This is a genomic window from Pseudonocardia sp. TRM90224, from assembly GCF_021245725.1.
Lineage (GTDB): Bacteria > Actinomycetota > Actinomycetes > Mycobacteriales > Pseudonocardiaceae > Pseudonocardia.
Genome location: NZ_JAJGSX010000022.1, coordinates 94,181 through 109,508, shown reverse-complemented (window position 1 = coordinate 109,508; position 15,328 = coordinate 94,181). Strand labels below are relative to the sequence as shown.

Genomic DNA, 15,328 nt, shown 5'->3' with positions numbered 1-15,328 from the left:
CGATCAGAGCGTCCGGCCGGCCGCTGGCATCCCGCGCACAGCACGCTGGCATGCACCGCACACGAGCCTGTTCCGAACCCCGATCAGGCCCGTTCGTAGAGGTCGATCAGCTCGTTGCCGCGCGCGCCGCGGGACACGAGCATGCTCCGCCCGTCCCGCCGGCGGGTCACCAGCCCGGCAGCCATGAGCGCATCGACGTGGTGAGTGGTCGCGCTCGCGCCGAGCGACAGCCGCGTGGCGATCGTCGACATGGGCTGCTCGCCCTCGAGCCCACGCAGCAGCCGGGCCCTGACCGGGGTGAGCAGCGCGTCCAGCGCCGCCGGGTCGGCCTCGTGGGACGTCTCGCGACCCTTGACGACGACCGGGTAGGCCAGCCAGATGAGGTCCGGTCGTTCCAGATTGCTGATCGAGACGTCCAGCCTGCTCAGGACGGGTGCCAGTACCGCGACCTTCCCGGTGGCGTCGAGATCGACCCCCTCCGGGTCGGGGAAGTGCAGGATGCCGTTCTCGGTGCGTCCACGCGGGTGCGCCTGCGCGAGCACGATGTCCAGCGCGCGGCGGACGGCTGCGGAGCCGACCCGGTCGGCCTCGCGCGAACGCAGCGCGGCCTCACGGCGCCAGACCGGTTCCACCACCGCCCAGAGGCTCTCCAGCGCGTCGGCGAAGTCCCGCACCCACGTCTTCGGCGCTGCCGCGACCCGCTCCCACTGCGCCGGCATCGACGATCCGTACGTCAGCTGGAAGTCGGTGTGCAGCTCCCCGGCGGTCAGACCGCGCAACCGGCCCAGCTCGCTCGCGACGTCGGTGTCCCTACCGAGCTCGGCCGGGCTCAAGCAGTCCGGACCGACGGACGCACCCGGCGTGACCAGCCGGGCGACTGCGCGCAACCCGCGCTCCGAGAAGCGCGCGGCGACCTTCGAGAGCTCGCTGTCGGCACCCTGCAACCGGTCGCGCGCGGCGGCGCACGCGAGCGCGAGCACGCTCGTGTACGGATCGAACGTCACCCTGACCGCCGCGCCTGGATCGAGCCGGATCCTGCTCTGCAGAAGATCCATCCCACACCCCCCGGGCAAAAGTAGAACACACATTCCACTAATGTCGGCCCATCGGGATGCGAGGCCTGAGGGGAGATCGTTGTGCGCACCGTCGACCCCGTCAGGCACGCCGAGAGCCGCAAGCGCATCCTCGACGGCGCCGCGGAGGCCTTCGCGGCGAAGGGGTACGCGAAGACCACCGTGGCCGATCTCAGGCGCGCGACACAGGTCAGCTCGGGAAGCCTCTTCCACTACTTCGCCGACAAGGGCGCGATCTTCCGCGGCGTCGTCGAGGAGGACTGCCGGAAGGTGACCGAGCGACTGGCCACGATCGACGAGACCGAGCCACTCACCGCGTTCTGGGCGGCGGTCGACGTGCTGATCGGGGACCTCGGCGACCCGAAGGCCGCCGGGTTGACGGTGGCGATGCTGGAGCGGATCCCGGCCGACTCCGAGATCGCGGTGATCCTCGGCCGGTACGACGCCGCGGTGCTCGACCTGCTCGCCGGCCTCGCCCGCCGGCTTCAGCAGGCGGACCGGATGGACCGCTCCATCTCACCGCTCCGGGTCGCGCGGTGGGTGCTCGGCATGATCGACGGGCTCTACCTGCACTGCGCCGACGACGGCTTCGACTCGAGGAAGGAGGCCAGGTTCCTGCAGCTGGTCATCGGCCGCACCTTCCAGGTGCAGGGCTCCGCTACTGGAAAGGAGTCCCGCGCACCCACGCACGACCCCGGGGAGGGCGCCCGTCCAGCAGCTCCCTGAACACCTGGGTCACCTCGGCACCGGGCTCGACGCCGAGCTCGTCCACCAGCCGGGCGCGCAGGCCGTGGAAGACGGTGAGCGCGTCGGCCCTGCGTCCGACGTCGGCGAGCGCCGACATGAGCCGTCCGTGCACGGCCTCGTCCAGCGGTTCCGCGTGGCACACGGCGGACAACGCGTCGACGGCCCGCTGCTGCAGCCCGCACCGCGCTGCGAGGTCGGCGAAGCGGAGGCAGGTCGTGACGCGGTGGCGGCTGAGCTGCACCGCCTCCGGATGGTTGTCCAGGCGGCCGTCCGTACCACCCAGCAGCTGGCCCTTCCAGAGATCGAGCGCGCGGCCGTACCAATGGGCGGCGTCCATGCGGTTGCCCACTGCCAGCTTCGCGTCACCGGTCGCTGCGTACGCGGCGAACTCCAGGACGTCGAGCGAGTCCGCACCTGCCGCCAGCTCGTACCCGTTGCCACACCACTGGACGTTGACGGCGCCGCTCCCCAGTGGACGGCGCAGCCGTGCGACGTAGGTGTGCAGCCGCTCGCGGTAGGCCCGCGGCGGGTCGGCGGGCCAGATCACGGCAACGATCTCGTCGAGCGCGACGACGCTGTTCGCACGGAGCGCCAGCAGCCCCAGCAGCCACCGCGACTGCGCCGGGATCCGGACCACTTCACCGGCGTGCCGGACCGTCAAGGTGCCCAGTGCGGTGACCCGGACGAAGTCGTCCTCCGGTACCGCCACCGGCTCGGGGACCAACCCGAGCAGCGCAGTCACGGTGCGCACCCCCGTTCGCCGCGCCACACGGCGGCGAAAGCCTGCGTACGTTGTCTCCCCGACATCACCCCATCGTGTCGACATGTGCCGCCGAGAGCAAGAGAACCGGGCAGATCCAGCGGAAACGTCCGGTCAACCGTCTATAGCTTTCCTATAGTGTTCTAGTACGTTTCTGTTATGTCGACTCCTCCGTACCGGCGCATCGCCGACGAGATCGGCCACCGGATCACCTCGGGCGAGCTGCGCCCCGGCGATCAGGTGCCGTCCGCCCGGCAGATCATGAGGACGTGGGACGTCGCGCTCGCGACCGCTTCGAGGGTGCTGCGCGAGCTGCGCGACGATGGTCTCGTCGAGTCCCGGACGGGCTCCGGCACGATCGTCCGCGGCACGCCGACACGTCGGTCCGTCGGCTCGCCCGGTGCGCTGCTGAGCCGCGATCGGATCGTCGCCGCGGCGGTGCGGATCGCCGATGCGGAGGGCGCGGACGAGCTCTCGATGCGCCGGTTGGCGGAGTTGCTCGGCGTCGGTCCGATGTCGCTCTACCGGCACGTCGCCGGCAAGGACGAGCTGATCTACTACATGATCCAGTTCGTCACGCGCGACTACCCGCTGCCCGACCCGCCACCACAGGGTTGGCGCGCGCGGCTCACCGCCGTGAGCCGGCTGCAGTGGAACATGTACGTCGACCACCCGTGGCTGCTGCAGGTGCACACCGTCACCAGGCCGCTGGTCGACCTCGCCGGCCTGACGCACTCGGAGTGGACGCTCGCAGCGCTCTCCGAGCTCGACATCGACCCCGCCGATCGCATCCGCGAGGTCATCGCGCTGCCCGCGCTCGTCCAAGGGCTGGCTAGCGTGATGGCCGTCGAGCAGGCCGCGATCCGCGCCAGCGGACTCTCCACCGCCGAGTGGTGGGCGCTCAGCGAGCAGGAGATCCGCCAGCACCTCAGCATCGGGCACTTCCCGCACCTCTCCCGCGTCACCGTCAACCCGCTCATCGACCTCGACGCGCTCTTCGAGCTGGGCATCCGGCGCCACCTCGACGGGATCGAGGCGGCAGCGGGCCGGGGCGGGATGTGATCAGGTCCGGCTGGCCGACCCCGCGATCGCGTCCTCCAGGAACCAGTGCCGACCCGCGGACCACCCGAGGAACCGCCTGCCGTCCCGACCCCAGGCCTTGCCGTGCGAGCCGAACCGCCCACCGCCGACGACGTGCGCCAGGCCGTCGGTCGCAGGCCGGAAGCGCTTGCCGATCCCGGCCGCAGTCGCCTCCGCGGCCAACAGGTGCGCCTGGCGCTCCTGCTCCTCCTGCCCGCACAGGCCGAGCAGGAAGATCGCCTGACGCCAGGCGTACGCGGCGTTCTTGACCTGGATCAGCGCGGCGTGGCGGTGCGGGGCCGACTGGGCGAGGCGGTGCACGACCCAGCGGAACGTGGTCCACGCCAGCTCCGGGGCGCGCTCCCGAAGCGGCTCGGTGAGATCGAGCCCGGCCACGAGGACGGCAAGGTTGTGCGTGGTCAGGATCTGGCTCTGCTCCAGCAGCGTCCCGTTGCCCGCCACCCGACCACCGCCGCGCCCGGCCTCCTGGGCCCGCTCCGCGCACACCTCGGCGAAGTCCCGTGCGACGACCTTGCCCCACTTGCGCGCGGGTCGCGCCGGCGACGTCCAGCTCGCCTGCTCGGGCAGGTCGTAGTAGCGGGCGTAGAGGGTGCCCTCGAGCGCGGCACTCGCAACACCGGCCGCCAGGCGCCACTTGTCGGTGAAGGTGCCCATGAAGATGTCGGCGGCGATCTCCTCGACCAGCGGCAGCTGGAGGCCCGCCTGCGTCGCCATTGCGCGGAACTCGGTGACCAGCGGGTTGGGCACCAGTTCCTGCGGGAACGACGTGAGCGCGAGCATCGTGCTCTGCTGCAACGCCCGGTACGCAGCCGTGGCCACGTCGGACCGGGCCGCCACGAACGGCACGAGCGCGGCGACCCACGGCAGCTCCTCGAACCGCACCTGCTGCGCGAGATCGAGCAGCAGCAGCCCGCGACGACGACGGAACGCGGTGTAGAGCTGCTCGTGGAGCCCGGCCACCACCGGGTCCGGGATGGCCGCGCTGAGCAGCCTCGACGTGATCTGTGGCAGCACGGTGGCCAGCACCTCGTTCGAGGTGATCACGCCGTGCGCGACGAGCTCGTCGACGGGCGCCTCCAGCGCGCGGACGGCCTTGCGCACCAGGTTGTCGGGAATCGCCGTGCCGGCCGGGACGGCGCTCGCCGCCGGCTCGTCGGCCGAGACGGCAGCGGTGATCGCGGCGAGCGCCGGGATCCCGCCGTCGGCCCGGAACCCCGCCAGCCGGCCCACGACCACGCCGGCCAGGCCGGCACGCGTCGGGATCGACGCGACCGCGGCCTGCGTCTCGCGCAACGCGACCCGACGCTCCGACCCCGGTGCGCCGCGGCGGGACACGGTGTTCGCGAGGGCCCGCCGCACCCAGCCGACGTCGCGCGCCGAGAGCGCCCCGCTGCCCTCCGGGCACCACTCCAGCGCCACGCGCATCCGCGTGAAGTTGCTCTTCGGGTGCGCGTACCGGCCGGCGACCGGGTGCAGCCGAGCCGCGTCGGCGTAGTCGGTGAGCCACCGCGCGCGATCACCGGCCCAGTCCTGCGGCCATCGTCGGCACGGCCAGCCACCGGTGACGGCACCCGTCGCGTCGAGACTTGGCAGCTCACCCTCGACGGTTGCGCACCACAGCTCGACGAGGCGGTCGTACAGCGGGCCCCACACCTGCAGGGTGTCGTTCATCTGCGCGATCTGCGGTGGTGTTCGCACCGCACGCAGCGCGTCGCTCACCTCGCCGACCGAGACCAGCCGGACCGAGGTGCCGGACGGCAACGCGACCGGCTCGAACCGTGGGGTGAACCGCAGCCGGTGCATCAGCGGGCGAAGCTCGGCCACGAGGTCGAGCGCGTGCTCGGCGAATCCCTGCTCCACCAACAGCACAGCAACGGCGATGGCGGCCTCTTCCGGTACCTCGACGCGGTAGTGGCCGCTGCGCAGCGCGGCGAGCAGCTCGGACTGGCCGTCGTCGCCCAGGTACCAGAGGTTGAGCCGCTCGCGGTCGGTCTCGCCCGGGATCCTCGGCGGCAGGGTGTCCAGACGATGCCGCTCCGCGTCGGTCAGCGGACTCTCGGCCAGGTAGCGGCCGGTGGCGAACCCACCGTGCGCCACCTCGAGCGTCACCCATGCCGGGGTGCCGGCAACGGGCGTGCGCGAACCTACCGCGAGCCGGCCGGACTCCATCCCGGAGAGCACGTCCTGCCAGCGCCGCACCTTGGCCAGCGCCCGCTCGCGATCCTCGGCGGTGCCGGACTCGACCGCGCGGGTGATGGCGCGGGTGAGCTGACCCATCGCGTACTCGGGCGCTGCGGCGTGGACTCCCTCGTCAGGCACGGCTCGTCTCCAGTCTCCGAGATAGACCTGGCGGCGAGGATCGAACTCGCGCCCTCCCGGTCCGGAGCCGGGTGCTCTACCGCTGAGCTACACCAGGTGGTGACACCACGGCCTTCGCACCGGCGGCGTCGTTGACATGGAGGCGGGACTCGAACCCGCACCTTCCCGGTAATAGCCGGGTGATCTACCAGATGATCTTCTCCATGGAGTGTCCCGAGGTTACCCAGCGGAAGTGGTAGGGCGCAGCCGGTTTCGAGCAAGATCGGATGGATGGAGTACGTGACCACGCCGCAGCGGCTCGGCGAGACCGAGCTCCCCGACGGCAGGCTGATGGGGTGGGCCGAGTGGGGCCCCGAGGACGGGATCCCGGTCCTGCTGGTGCCGGGTGCCGCGACCAGCCGCCTGCTCGGCGTCGGCGCGGGTGTCCCCGAGCGGGTCGGCGTGCGGATCGTTGCGGTCGACCGTCCGGGTCTCGGTGCTTCGACGCCGCTGCCCGGCCGAACCTTCGCCGATTTCGCCGACGACGTCCGCCAGCTCATGCAGCGACGAGGGCTCGGCAGGCCGCCCGTCATCGGCAGCTCGCAGGGCGCACCGTTCGTGCTGGCCTGCGCGGCGGCGGGGATCACCGGCCCGGTGGCGATCGTCTCCGGCGCGGACGAGGTCGCCCTCCCGGCCTTCGCCGAGGCGCTTCCACCGCACCTGCGGTCGCTCGTGGACATGGTGGCCACCGACCCCGATGCGGCCGAGGCCGGCTTCGCCGGTCTCGACGCCGACGCCATGTTGAAGCTCGTGCACGACGCGAGCCCGGCGTCGGACCTCGGGGTGTACACGAGCCCCGACTTCCACGCCGCCTACCGGGCCGCGATGGACGACGCGTTTCGCCAGGGCCCGGCCGGATACGCCCGCGACACGGTGCTCGCGATGGGGCGTTGGCCGTTCGACCTCGCGGCGATCCGGGTGCCCGTCCAGCTCTGGTACGGGGAGGAGGACACCAGCCACTCCCCCGACCACGGCGCGACCCTCGCCTCCCGGATCCCCACGGCGACCCGCCGGCTCGTCCCCGGCATCGGCGGCGCAGTGTTGTGGACCCACACCGAGCCGATCCTCAGCGAGCTGCTGATGGTTGTGTGATCCCCATGTACTCGATCTCCCTGGGCAGCGGCGCCGAACTGCGACCGCTGGAGCCGTGGCGGGCCCCGGAACTGCTCGCCAACATGGATCGCGGACGGGATTTCATCGGACGGTTCATCGTGCTCCCCGACCTCATCACGGATCCCGCGTCCAGCCGTGCCTTCCTCGACGATTACGCCCGGAAGGCCATCATCGACGCCGGCCGGATCGCCGGCATCTGGTTGGACGGCACTCTCGTCGGCGGTGTCCTGTTCAGGACGATGGACATCGCGAACGGCACCGCCGAGGCCGGCTGCTGGCTGGAGCCCGCTGCCGTCGGGCGGGGTCTCGTCACGCGAGCCGTTCGCGTGATGATCGACTGGGCCGTCGAGGAACGCGGGATCCACCGCGTGGAGTGGCTCGTCGCGGCCGGGAACGCGGCCAGCATCGCCGTCGCGCGTCGGCTGGGGATGACGAGGGACGGCGTGCTGCGCGAGAGAACCAACCACCGCGGCGAACGACTCGACGTCGAGGTGTGGTCGGTGCTGGCGCCGGAGTGGCGGGCGGAGAGGAGTCAATAGGCTGCCGTCATGGAGCTGACAAAAGGGCAGAACGTCGTTCTCGGCGAGCCGGGGGCCACGACGGTCGTCGTGAGCTGGGCGGCGGGCCCGACCGTCGACGCGTCAGCGCTGCTGCTGGGCGGCGACGGCAAGGTGCGCACCGACGCCGACTTCGTCTTCTACGGGCAGCCCCAGCACCCGAGCGGCGCCGTGAGCCACGCCGGCGCGGGAACCAGGACCGACTCGCTCGAGGTGCGCCTGCCCGGCGTCGAAACCGGGGTCGAGCGGATCGTGATCGGCGCCTCGGCGGAGGGCAAACCGTTCCGCGAGGTGTCGGGGCTGGTCGTCGAGCTCACCTCCGGCGGGACGACCCTCGCCCGCTACGCGGTGGACGGGGCGGCCGCGGAGACGGCGTTCCTGCTCGGTGAGCTGTACCGGCGCTCGGGCGCGTGGCGGTTCCGGGCGATCGGGCAGGGGTACGCGAGTGGTCTCGCCGGGTTCGCCACCGACTTCGGGGTCTCCATCGACGAAGAGCCGGCCCCCGAACCGACCGTCCAGCCCGCTGCCCAGCCCGCCGCCGCTCCGGCGCAGGCACCCGCCCAGCCCGGCGTCAGCTTGAAGAAGCAGAAGCTGATCGACATGGAGAAGCGGGTGGGCGCGCAGTCGCCCCAGCTGCTCGACCTGACGAAGCGCGCCGCGGTCAGCCTGGAGAAGCGCGGGCTCGGCGAGCACACCGCACGGGTCGCACTGTGCCTGGACATCTCCGCCTCGATGACGAGCCTGTACCGGTCGGGCAAGATCCAGGCGCTCGTCGAGCGGATCCTCGCGCTCGGATTGCGGTTCGACGACAACGGCGAGGTCGACGTCTTCCTCTTCGGCGAGCACGGCTACGAGGAACCGCCGGTGAACCTCGCGAACCACGCGAGCTACGTGCCGACCATGATCTCCCGCCGGCGTCTGGAGGGCGGGACGAACTACGCAGCGGCGATGCGCCTGATCCGCGAGCGCTACTTCGGCGGCTCGGGCCCGCGCAACCAGCCGTTCGCCGACAGCTACCCGGTGTACGTCATGTTCGTCACCGACGGCGCGACGCAGGACCGGAAGTCGACCGAGGACCAGCTCCGGTATTCCTCCCACGAACCGATCTTCTGGCAGTTCATGGCGATCGGCCCGTCGAGCAAGTCGGTGGACGCCACCGGGACGAAGCGCGGGCTGCTCGCCCGGCTCGCCGACAGCCAGTTCACGTTCCTGGAGTCGCTCGACGACCTGCCCGGCCGTGCCATCGACAACGCCGACTTCTTCGGTGTGAACGACCCGTCGAACATCCCCGACGAGCAGCTCTACGACCTGCTCATGACCGAGTACCCCGGCTGGCTCACCGCCGCGCGCAACGCGGGACTGCTCCCCGTCTGACCGCAGCGGCCCGGGCGGCCCGAACTTCCCCACCGTTTTGGGTGGATGCGCGCCGAAACGGCGCGCAAGTGCACAAAACGGTGGGGAAGTTGTTGGCCGGTGGTCAGCCGGCGGGCTGCCGCAACTCCGCGACGAGGCGTTCGACCTCCGTGACGACCAGCTCCGGCTCGTCGTGCTGCACGACGTGCCCGCTCCGCTCGGCGGCGACGAACCTGGCCTCCGGCGCCAGCGCCTCGAACGCCTCGCGCTGGCTGCGCAGGTGCTGATCGCGGTATTCGGCGGGCGACATCCCGAGCTGGCGACTCATGGCGTCGGGCCACACGGTTGCGGTGATGACGGTGACCGGCACCTTCGCGAAGACCGGGTCCGCGCGGTGTGCGAGCGCGTGGTCGCGGAAGCCGCCGTACGCCCGCAGCTCCGCGCTCGCCGTCCGCCAGTGCCGGGTGCTCGCCTGGTCGGCCACGATCGCCGCACGCTGCCGCGGTGGGAACCCGGCGAACTCCTGGTCCACGCGGCGAGCCACGGCGGGCAACCTGGCGAGGCCGGTCGCCGCCACGCCGGCATTGATCAACATGAGCCACGGGCCTAGCGCGTCGAGCCGCCGCGCGCGTTCCGGGAGACCGTCCATCTCGTTCTCCGTCGCGCTGTCGACGAAGACCAGCGCGCCGACCCGCTCGGGGTGGGCAGCCGCCGCGGCCCGGATCAGGAACCCACCGAGCGAGTGCCCGACCAGCACCAACGGACCGTCGTCGCACAGCGCCAGCACCGCCTCCAGATCGGCGAGGTATGACGCCACGCTCGGCGCGGCCCGCCGGGCGGGGCTGCGGCCGTAACCCCGCCGGTCGTAGGTCACCACCGACGTCGTCGCGGCGAGCAGCTCCGGCACCACACCCCAATAGGCACTGTGGTGCCCCACCCCCGCTTCGAGCAGCACGGTGGGAGAGCCGGTGCCGTGACGTTCGACGTGCATCACAAGATCGTGCCAGCTGCGGCGCACGGAACTGCGTCGACAACGACGTTCTGGTTGTTTGGAACGTTTCAGAACAGCCAGAACGTCGTTGTCGACGGTCACGGGGTGGGTGGCGCCACTGAGATCAGGAACTCCACGGTTGTTGCGCCCGTGTTCAGGTAGCGGTGGGGCAGGCGGGAGTCGAACGTGAGCGCCTCCCCCGCCGCGACGGTGCGGGCCGCGCCGTCGAGCTCGACGGTGAGCGTCCCCGCGACGACGAACGCGCACTCCAGCGACGCGTGGCTCCACGGTTCGGAGCTGATCGCCTCGCCGGGTTCGAGCACGCCGCGCAGCACCTCCATCTGCCCGTTGCCCGGAGTGAGCCGCTCGTACCCGATCTGGCCCCGCGGCCCGCGCAGCACGGACCGCTCACCGGGGCGGCTCAGCCACACCGAGGGGGCTGCGCGGTCCTCGAAGAGCGACGCGACCGACTCGCCGAACACCGCCGCGAGCCTGCGCAGCGTCGCCAGGCTCGGCTCGGTGACGCCGCGCTCGACCTGGCTGAGCAACGTCGCGGAGACGCCCGCCTCGGCCGCGAGCGCGCGCAGGCTCAGGCCACGGGTGCTGCGGAGCTCGCGGAGCTGGTCACCGATCATCGTCACCCCATGCAGTGTGCCTGCACATCTTTGCAGAGCTTGACCGATGTGCTTGACCAATGTGCAGCACTGACCGTACCGTCGCCGCACCTTGTGCAGTCTCACTGCACACTTGTTCATCCCAGGAGCCGCTGTGGCCGCAACCACGCCCGCCCGCCGGTCCACTCGCCACCGCTGGCTGCTCGTGTTGCCGTTCGTCTGGCAGGTGGCGTTCATCCCGGTGGTCAACGAGGTCCCGGTCGCGCCGCTGCACATCCCGTTCCCGATGTTCTGGCAGATGCTCGGGATCCTGCTGACGTCGGCGGTGATCGGCACGGTCTTCGTGCTCGACCGCAAGGCCGGGATCGTCGACGAGGAGGTCGACTGATGGCCATCACGCTGGTGCTCGTCATCGTGATCGGCACGGCCATCGGCTCGATCGCGTACGGCCGCCGGACCAGCACCCGACCGACGCTCACCACGTGGGCCGTCGGCGGCCGCGGTTTCGGGTCGCTGCTCTTCTGGTTCATGAACGCCGGCGAGATCTACACGATCTTCGCGCTGCTCGGCATCTCCGGCTACGCCTGGGCGATGGGCGCGCCCGCCTACCTCGCGTTCACGTCGGTGTCGCTCAGCTACGCGATCGGCTACTGGCTCATGCCGAAGATCTGGAAGGCGGGCCGGCGGCACGGGCTGATCACCGAGCCGGACTTCTTCGCCGCCCGGTACGGCGCGCCGTGGCTGGGTGTCGTGACCGGTGTCGTCGGGATCGCGGCGCTCGTCGTCTACGTGCAGATCCAGCTGGTCAGCCTGGAGCTCGTGGTGCGCCTCGCGCTCGGGCCTGCCGTGCCGCCGACCGTCGCCGTGGTGCTCGGCGCTGTGCTGATGCTCGCGTTCGTGCTGGTGGTCGGCATGCGCTCGGCCGTCTTCTCCGCGGCGGTCAAGGACGTGCTCGTCGTGGTTGTCGTGGTGCTGCTTGCGGCGACGGTGGCGAGCAAGGTCGGCGCGTCGTCGCTGCTCGACGTGTTCCGGCTGGTCGGGGAGCAGCACCCGGGCATCGGCAAGCTGCCTGGGCTCGATCCCAACGCGCCGACGACGACGATCTGGCTGATGACCTCGGCGTTGAACGTCGCGCTGGGCAACTGGGTGTTCCCGCACCTGTTCCAGGTGTCGTTCACGGCCAGCTCGGCCACCGCGATCCGGCGCAACGCGATCTGGCAGCCGCTCTACTCGCTCGCCTACTTCTTCATCATCCTGCTCGGGTTCGGCGCGCTGCTCGCCGGCACGCAGCCAGGCGAGGCGGGCTCGAACGGCGCGTTGCTCCAGTTCGTCGCCACGACGTACCCGTCGTGGGTGGTCGGGCTGCTCGCCGGGACGTGCTTCCTGCTCGCGCTCGCGCCGGGCTCGGTGCTGCTGCTGACCACCGGCTCGATCTTCGCCCGCAACGTGCTCCGGCCACTGCGGCCCGCGTTGACCGACCGCGGTGCGTTGCTGGCCTCACGGTTGTCGATGATCGCGTTCGCGGCCGTCGCCGTGTGGCTGACCTTGGGCAACAGCGAGTCGCTCGTCGAGATCCTGCTCTACTCGTACTCGGCGATCGGAATGCTCGCGCCGGGCGTCTTCCTCGCCTTCCTGTGGCGCCGGACGACCGCGGTCGGGGTGCTGCTCGGGATCGTGGCGGGGTTCGTCGCGCTGCTGGCGCCGTTCGCCGCCGACTTCTGGTCGACGAACATGCCGGAGTGGGAGCCGGGCCTGATCGCGATGGTGATCAACGCTGTGGTGGTGGTCGTCGTCAGCCTCTGCACACCGGCGCCGGAGCCGGCCGAGATCGCCGTCGGCATCCCGGGCGCCGTACCCGCGGCGGTGCCGTCATGACCAGCGAGAACCCGGTGACGGAGCTGTACGACCTGCGGGTCACCGTCGACCGGATCGAAGGCCGCTCGGTGTGCGGGATGCGGGTCGGCGACTACGTCGAGCTGACCGACAGCTGCCGCCTCCGCATTCCCGAAGGGCACCACTTCTGCATCTACGCGCTGCAGGCCGTGCTGCCGCTCCTGCCGGCCAAGCAGCGCAAGCTGCCCGACGGCGACTGGCTGGAGCGCGACTCGCTGGCCTGCTGCCCCGACCCCGACGAGCGGCTGATCATGCGGATCGAGCGCACCGGGACGGTCCGGATCAGCACGGACGAGCTCACGTGAACCGGACGAGCATCGGGCTCGGCCTGCAGGGCGACAAGCCGCCGGGTCGGTACGCCGAGCTGGCGGGCATCGCGGAATCGTTCGACTTCGACGTGCTGAGCGTCTTCGGCGACCTGACGTTCCAGCCGCCGATCGTCCCGCTGCTGGAGATGGCGAAGGCGACCACCAGGGTGCGGCTGGGCGCGGCGTGCTGGAACCCGTTCACGATGCATCCCTACGAGATCGCGGGGCAGGTCGCGGCGCTGGACCTCGTGTCGTCCGGCCGGGCGTACCTCGGGCTCGCGCAGGGCGCGTGGCTCGACACGATCGGCGTCGAGCGGCGCCGGCCGGTGCGTGCGGTCGAGGAGGCCGTCGCGGTGATCGGCATGCTGCTCGCCGGCGATCGGGGTGGGTTCGACGGCGAGGTGTTCCGGCTCGCCCCCGGCACCTGCCTGAGCTATCCCACCCGGCGGGCGAAGGTGCCGGTGCTGATCGGGGCGTGGGGACCGCGGATGGTTGCGCTCGCCGGGCGGGTCGCCGACGAGGTGAAGGTCGGCGGCACCGCGAACCCCGAGATGGTCGCGGTCATCCGCGAGCGGGCGGGCACCGACGCGCTCGGGATCGTCGCCGGCGCCGTGACCGTAGTAGACGAGGACGCCGGGGCGGCCCGTGCGCGGGCCCGGCACGAGGTGGCGATGTACCTCGGCGTGGTCGCCGCGCTCGACCCCACCGTCGACGTGCCGGCGGAGCTGCTCCCGGAGATCGAGCGGTGCGCCCGCGACGGCGAGCACCACCGGCTCGCCGAGCTGATCCCCGACGCGATGCTCGACCGGTTCGCCTTCGCCGGCACCCCGGAACACGTGGCCGAGCAGGCGCAGCGGTTGATCGACGCCGGGGTGTCCCGCGTCGAGTTCGGCACACCCCACGGCCTCAGCGACGATCACGGCATCACGCTGCTCGGGAGCGAGGTCCTGCCGCGGCTGCGCCGGCACGTGTGGTGAGCTGGCGGCATGCACGCCGCCGATATCGCCGCGCTGTTCGACCTCGGCGGCAGTGCACGCCTCTCCGAGGCGCCCGTCGCGCGCGGGAAACAGGGCGAGGTCTGGCAGCTCGAGACCACGGACGGCCGATGGGCCGTGAAGGTCCCGTTCGGCACGACCAGCGAGGCCGAGGTCGGTCCGGCCACCCGTTTCCAGGAGGCGGCCCATGCGGCGGGGGTCCCGACGCCGATGGTGCGGCGCACGACGGGCTCGACCGTGCTGGCGACCGTCGGCGACCGGCAGGTGCGGGTCTACGGCTGGGTCGACCTGCTTTCGCCCGACCCGATGGTCGACCCCGAGCTCGTCGGCGCGGTGATCGCGACCATGCACCGCGTGCCGTTCGAAGAGCCCGGTGAGCTGCACCCGTGGTACCGCGAACCCGTCGGTGCGGCGGCGTGGGACGCGATCCTCGACGACCTGCGCGCTGCCGGCGCGCCGTTCGTCGGGCGGCTCGCGGCGCTGCGGGACGAGCTGGTCGCGCTGGAGTCGTGGATCGAGCCCCCCGAGACGCTGCGCAGCTGCCATCGCGACCTGTGGGCCGACAACCTCCTGCCCACCCCCGACGGCGGACTGTGCGTGATCGACTGGGAGAACAGCGGCGGGGCCGACCCGAGTCAGGAGCTGGCCTGCGCGCTGTTCGAGTACTGCCGAACCGATCCCGGACGGGCCCGCACGCTCACCGCCGCCTACGCCGCTGCGGGCGGGCCCGCCCGCGTGACCCGTACCGGGCACTTCTCGATGCTGATCGCGCAGCTCGGGCACATCACGGAGATGGGCGCACGCGACTGGCTGCAGCCCAACTCGCGCTCCCCCGACCAGGCCACCGCGGCCGCGTGGGTCGGCGAGGTGCTGGACGAGCCGCACACGCGCCGCCTGCTCACCTCACTGCTGCCCCAGTAGCCGAACTTCCCCACCGTTTTGCCTACTTGCACGCCGTTCAGGGTGTGCAGGTTGGCAAAACGGTGGGGAAGTCGCGGGTCAGCCCGCCGTGCTCGTGTCGGGGAACGAGTGGTGCTCGTGCGCGACCAGCCAGCGCCCGTCGTCCTTGCGGAGGCCGAGCGTGAGCCGCAGCCGCGTCTCGGGGCTGGCCGCCAGCTGCTCCGGGGTGCCGCAACGCAGCAGCGCGAAGGCGAACGCGACGTCGTCGCCGGCCGTCACTTCGAGGGAGTCGATCTCGAAGAGCGCGCCGCTCGCCTGCCATTCGAAGAAGCCGGGCCAGGTGGCGGTGTACTCCTCGATCCCGCGGGCGCCGCGGTGCGGGGGCGGCACGTCGAACATCACGATGTCGGACGCGCGGTCGGCGAGCGTCCCCTCCATGTCGCCTGCGTGCACCGCCGCCGCCCAGCGCTCGATCATGCTCCGGATCAGCTCGCTGTCGTCGCCCATCTTGTCCTCCGAGAGTCGTACCGGTTCGGTCACCGCGTACAACCTGCGGCGCCGGCCG

16 protein-coding genes and 2 tRNA genes are annotated in these 15,328 nt (G+C 71.5%); 10 read left to right on the top strand and 8 right to left on the bottom strand.

What is annotated here, in order from left to right:
* Positions 1-83: 83 nt before the first annotated feature.
* The gene (locus tag LL648_RS26995) at positions 84-1,055 is read right to left on the bottom strand and encodes an ArsR/SmtB family transcription factor (RefSeq protein ID WP_232665540.1); all 972 of its coding nucleotides are present in this window, start codon (positions 1,053-1,055) and stop codon (positions 84-86) included.
* 81 nt (positions 1,056-1,136) lie between these two features.
* On the opposite strand from LL648_RS26995, the gene LL648_RS45400 reads away from it, so the two are divergent.
* A complete protein-coding gene (locus LL648_RS45400; protein ID WP_232665539.1) occupies positions 1,137-1,799 on the top strand; it encodes a TetR/AcrR family transcriptional regulator in 663 nt (220 codons plus the stop codon).
* Here LL648_RS45400 and LL648_RS26985 read toward each other — a convergent pair.
* Entirely contained in the window at positions 1,732-2,562 is an 831-nt protein-coding gene (locus LL648_RS26985) for an AfsR/SARP family transcriptional regulator (RefSeq protein ID WP_232665538.1), read from the bottom strand. The two genes, LL648_RS45400 and LL648_RS26985, sit on opposite strands and share 68 nt — an antisense overlap.
* A 177-nt stretch (positions 2,563-2,739) precedes the next feature.
* Between LL648_RS26985 and LL648_RS26980 the strand changes: the two genes are divergently transcribed.
* A complete protein-coding gene (locus LL648_RS26980; RefSeq protein WP_232665537.1) occupies positions 2,740-3,642 on the top strand; it encodes a GntR family transcriptional regulator in 903 nt (300 codons plus the stop codon).
* Here LL648_RS26980 and LL648_RS26975 read toward each other — a convergent pair whose 3' ends face one another.
* The 3 genes from LL648_RS26975 to LL648_RS26965 all read right to left on the bottom strand — a co-directional run bounded on the left by LL648_RS26975 (position 3,643) and on the right by LL648_RS26965 (position 6,206).
* The gene (locus tag LL648_RS26975; RefSeq protein ID WP_232665536.1) at positions 3,643-6,000 is read right to left on the bottom strand and encodes a hypothetical protein; all 2,358 of its coding nucleotides are present in this window, start codon (positions 5,998-6,000) and stop codon (positions 3,643-3,645) included.
* A 25-nt stretch (positions 6,001-6,025) separates the two neighbouring features.
* Positions 6,026-6,097: transfer RNA gene (locus LL648_RS26970), tRNA-Arg, on the bottom strand.
* 37 nt (positions 6,098-6,134) lie between these two features.
* Positions 6,135-6,206 (bottom strand) — tRNA-OTHER (locus LL648_RS26965).
* A 64-nt stretch (positions 6,207-6,270) separates the two neighbouring features.
* Between LL648_RS26965 and LL648_RS26960 the strand changes: the two genes are divergently transcribed.
* The 3 genes from LL648_RS26960 to LL648_RS26950 are packed head-to-tail and all read left to right on the top strand — an operon-like array spanning position 6,271 to position 9,083.
* Positions 6,271-7,131, top strand: coding sequence for an alpha/beta fold hydrolase (locus LL648_RS26960; RefSeq protein ID WP_232665535.1), 861 nt, complete (start codon positions 6,271-6,273; stop codon positions 7,129-7,131).
* A 5-nt stretch (positions 7,132-7,136) separates the two neighbouring features.
* The gene (locus tag LL648_RS26955; protein ID WP_232665534.1) at positions 7,137-7,691 is read left to right on the top strand and encodes a GNAT family N-acetyltransferase; all 555 of its coding nucleotides are present in this window, start codon (positions 7,137-7,139) and stop codon (positions 7,689-7,691) included.
* A gap of 9 nt (positions 7,692-7,700) precedes the next feature.
* On the top strand, positions 7,701-9,083 hold the full coding sequence (locus LL648_RS26950) for a VWA domain-containing protein (protein WP_232665533.1): 1,383 nt from the start codon (positions 7,701-7,703) through the stop codon (positions 9,081-9,083).
* 103 nt (positions 9,084-9,186) lie between these two features.
* Here the strand turns inward: LL648_RS26950 and LL648_RS26945 are convergent, their stop codons facing one another.
* Both LL648_RS26945 and LL648_RS26940 read right to left on the bottom strand, forming a co-directional pair.
* Complete coding sequence (locus LL648_RS26945; protein WP_232665532.1) at positions 9,187-10,053, bottom strand: alpha/beta fold hydrolase; 867 nt, start codon at positions 10,051-10,053, stop codon at positions 9,187-9,189.
* A gap of 98 nt (positions 10,054-10,151) precedes the next feature.
* Complete coding sequence (locus LL648_RS26940) at positions 10,152-10,688, bottom strand: helix-turn-helix domain-containing protein (RefSeq protein WP_232665577.1); 537 nt, start codon at positions 10,686-10,688, stop codon at positions 10,152-10,154.
* A 133-nt stretch (positions 10,689-10,821) separates the two neighbouring features.
* On the opposite strand from LL648_RS26940, the gene LL648_RS26935 reads away from it, so the two are divergent.
* The 5 genes from LL648_RS26935 to LL648_RS26915 are packed head-to-tail and all read left to right on the top strand — an operon-like array spanning position 10,822 to position 14,784.
* Positions 10,822-11,055 carry a DUF3311 domain-containing protein gene (locus tag LL648_RS26935; RefSeq protein WP_232665531.1) on the top strand — a complete coding sequence of 78 codons (234 nt, stop codon included), beginning with the start codon at positions 10,822-10,824 and terminating at the stop codon, positions 11,053-11,055.
* A complete protein-coding gene (locus LL648_RS26930) occupies positions 11,055-12,542 on the top strand; it encodes a sodium:solute symporter family protein (protein ID WP_232665530.1) in 1,488 nt (495 codons plus the stop codon). The genes LL648_RS26935 and LL648_RS26930 overlap by 1 nt, the downstream gene beginning before the upstream one ends.
* A complete protein-coding gene (locus LL648_RS26925; protein ID WP_232665529.1) occupies positions 12,539-12,865 on the top strand; it encodes a TIGR04076 family protein in 327 nt (108 codons plus the stop codon). Before LL648_RS26930 ends, LL648_RS26925 begins: the two co-directional genes overlap by 4 nt.
* A complete protein-coding gene (locus LL648_RS26920; RefSeq protein WP_232665528.1) occupies positions 12,862-13,845 on the top strand; it encodes an LLM class flavin-dependent oxidoreductase in 984 nt (327 codons plus the stop codon). Before LL648_RS26925 ends, LL648_RS26920 begins: the two co-directional genes overlap by 4 nt.
* A 9-nt stretch (positions 13,846-13,854) precedes the next feature.
* Positions 13,855-14,784, top strand: a complete 930-nt coding sequence (locus tag LL648_RS26915) for a phosphotransferase enzyme family protein (protein ID WP_232665527.1) — start codon at positions 13,855-13,857, stop codon at positions 14,782-14,784.
* Between the two features lie 78 nt (positions 14,785-14,862).
* Here the strand turns inward: LL648_RS26915 and LL648_RS26910 are convergent, their stop codons facing one another.
* Positions 14,863-15,303 carry a YybH family protein gene (locus tag LL648_RS26910; RefSeq protein ID WP_232665526.1) on the bottom strand — a complete coding sequence of 147 codons (441 nt, stop codon included), beginning with the start codon at positions 15,301-15,303 and terminating at the stop codon, positions 14,863-14,865.
* Between the last annotated feature and the right edge of the window lie 25 nt (positions 15,304-15,328).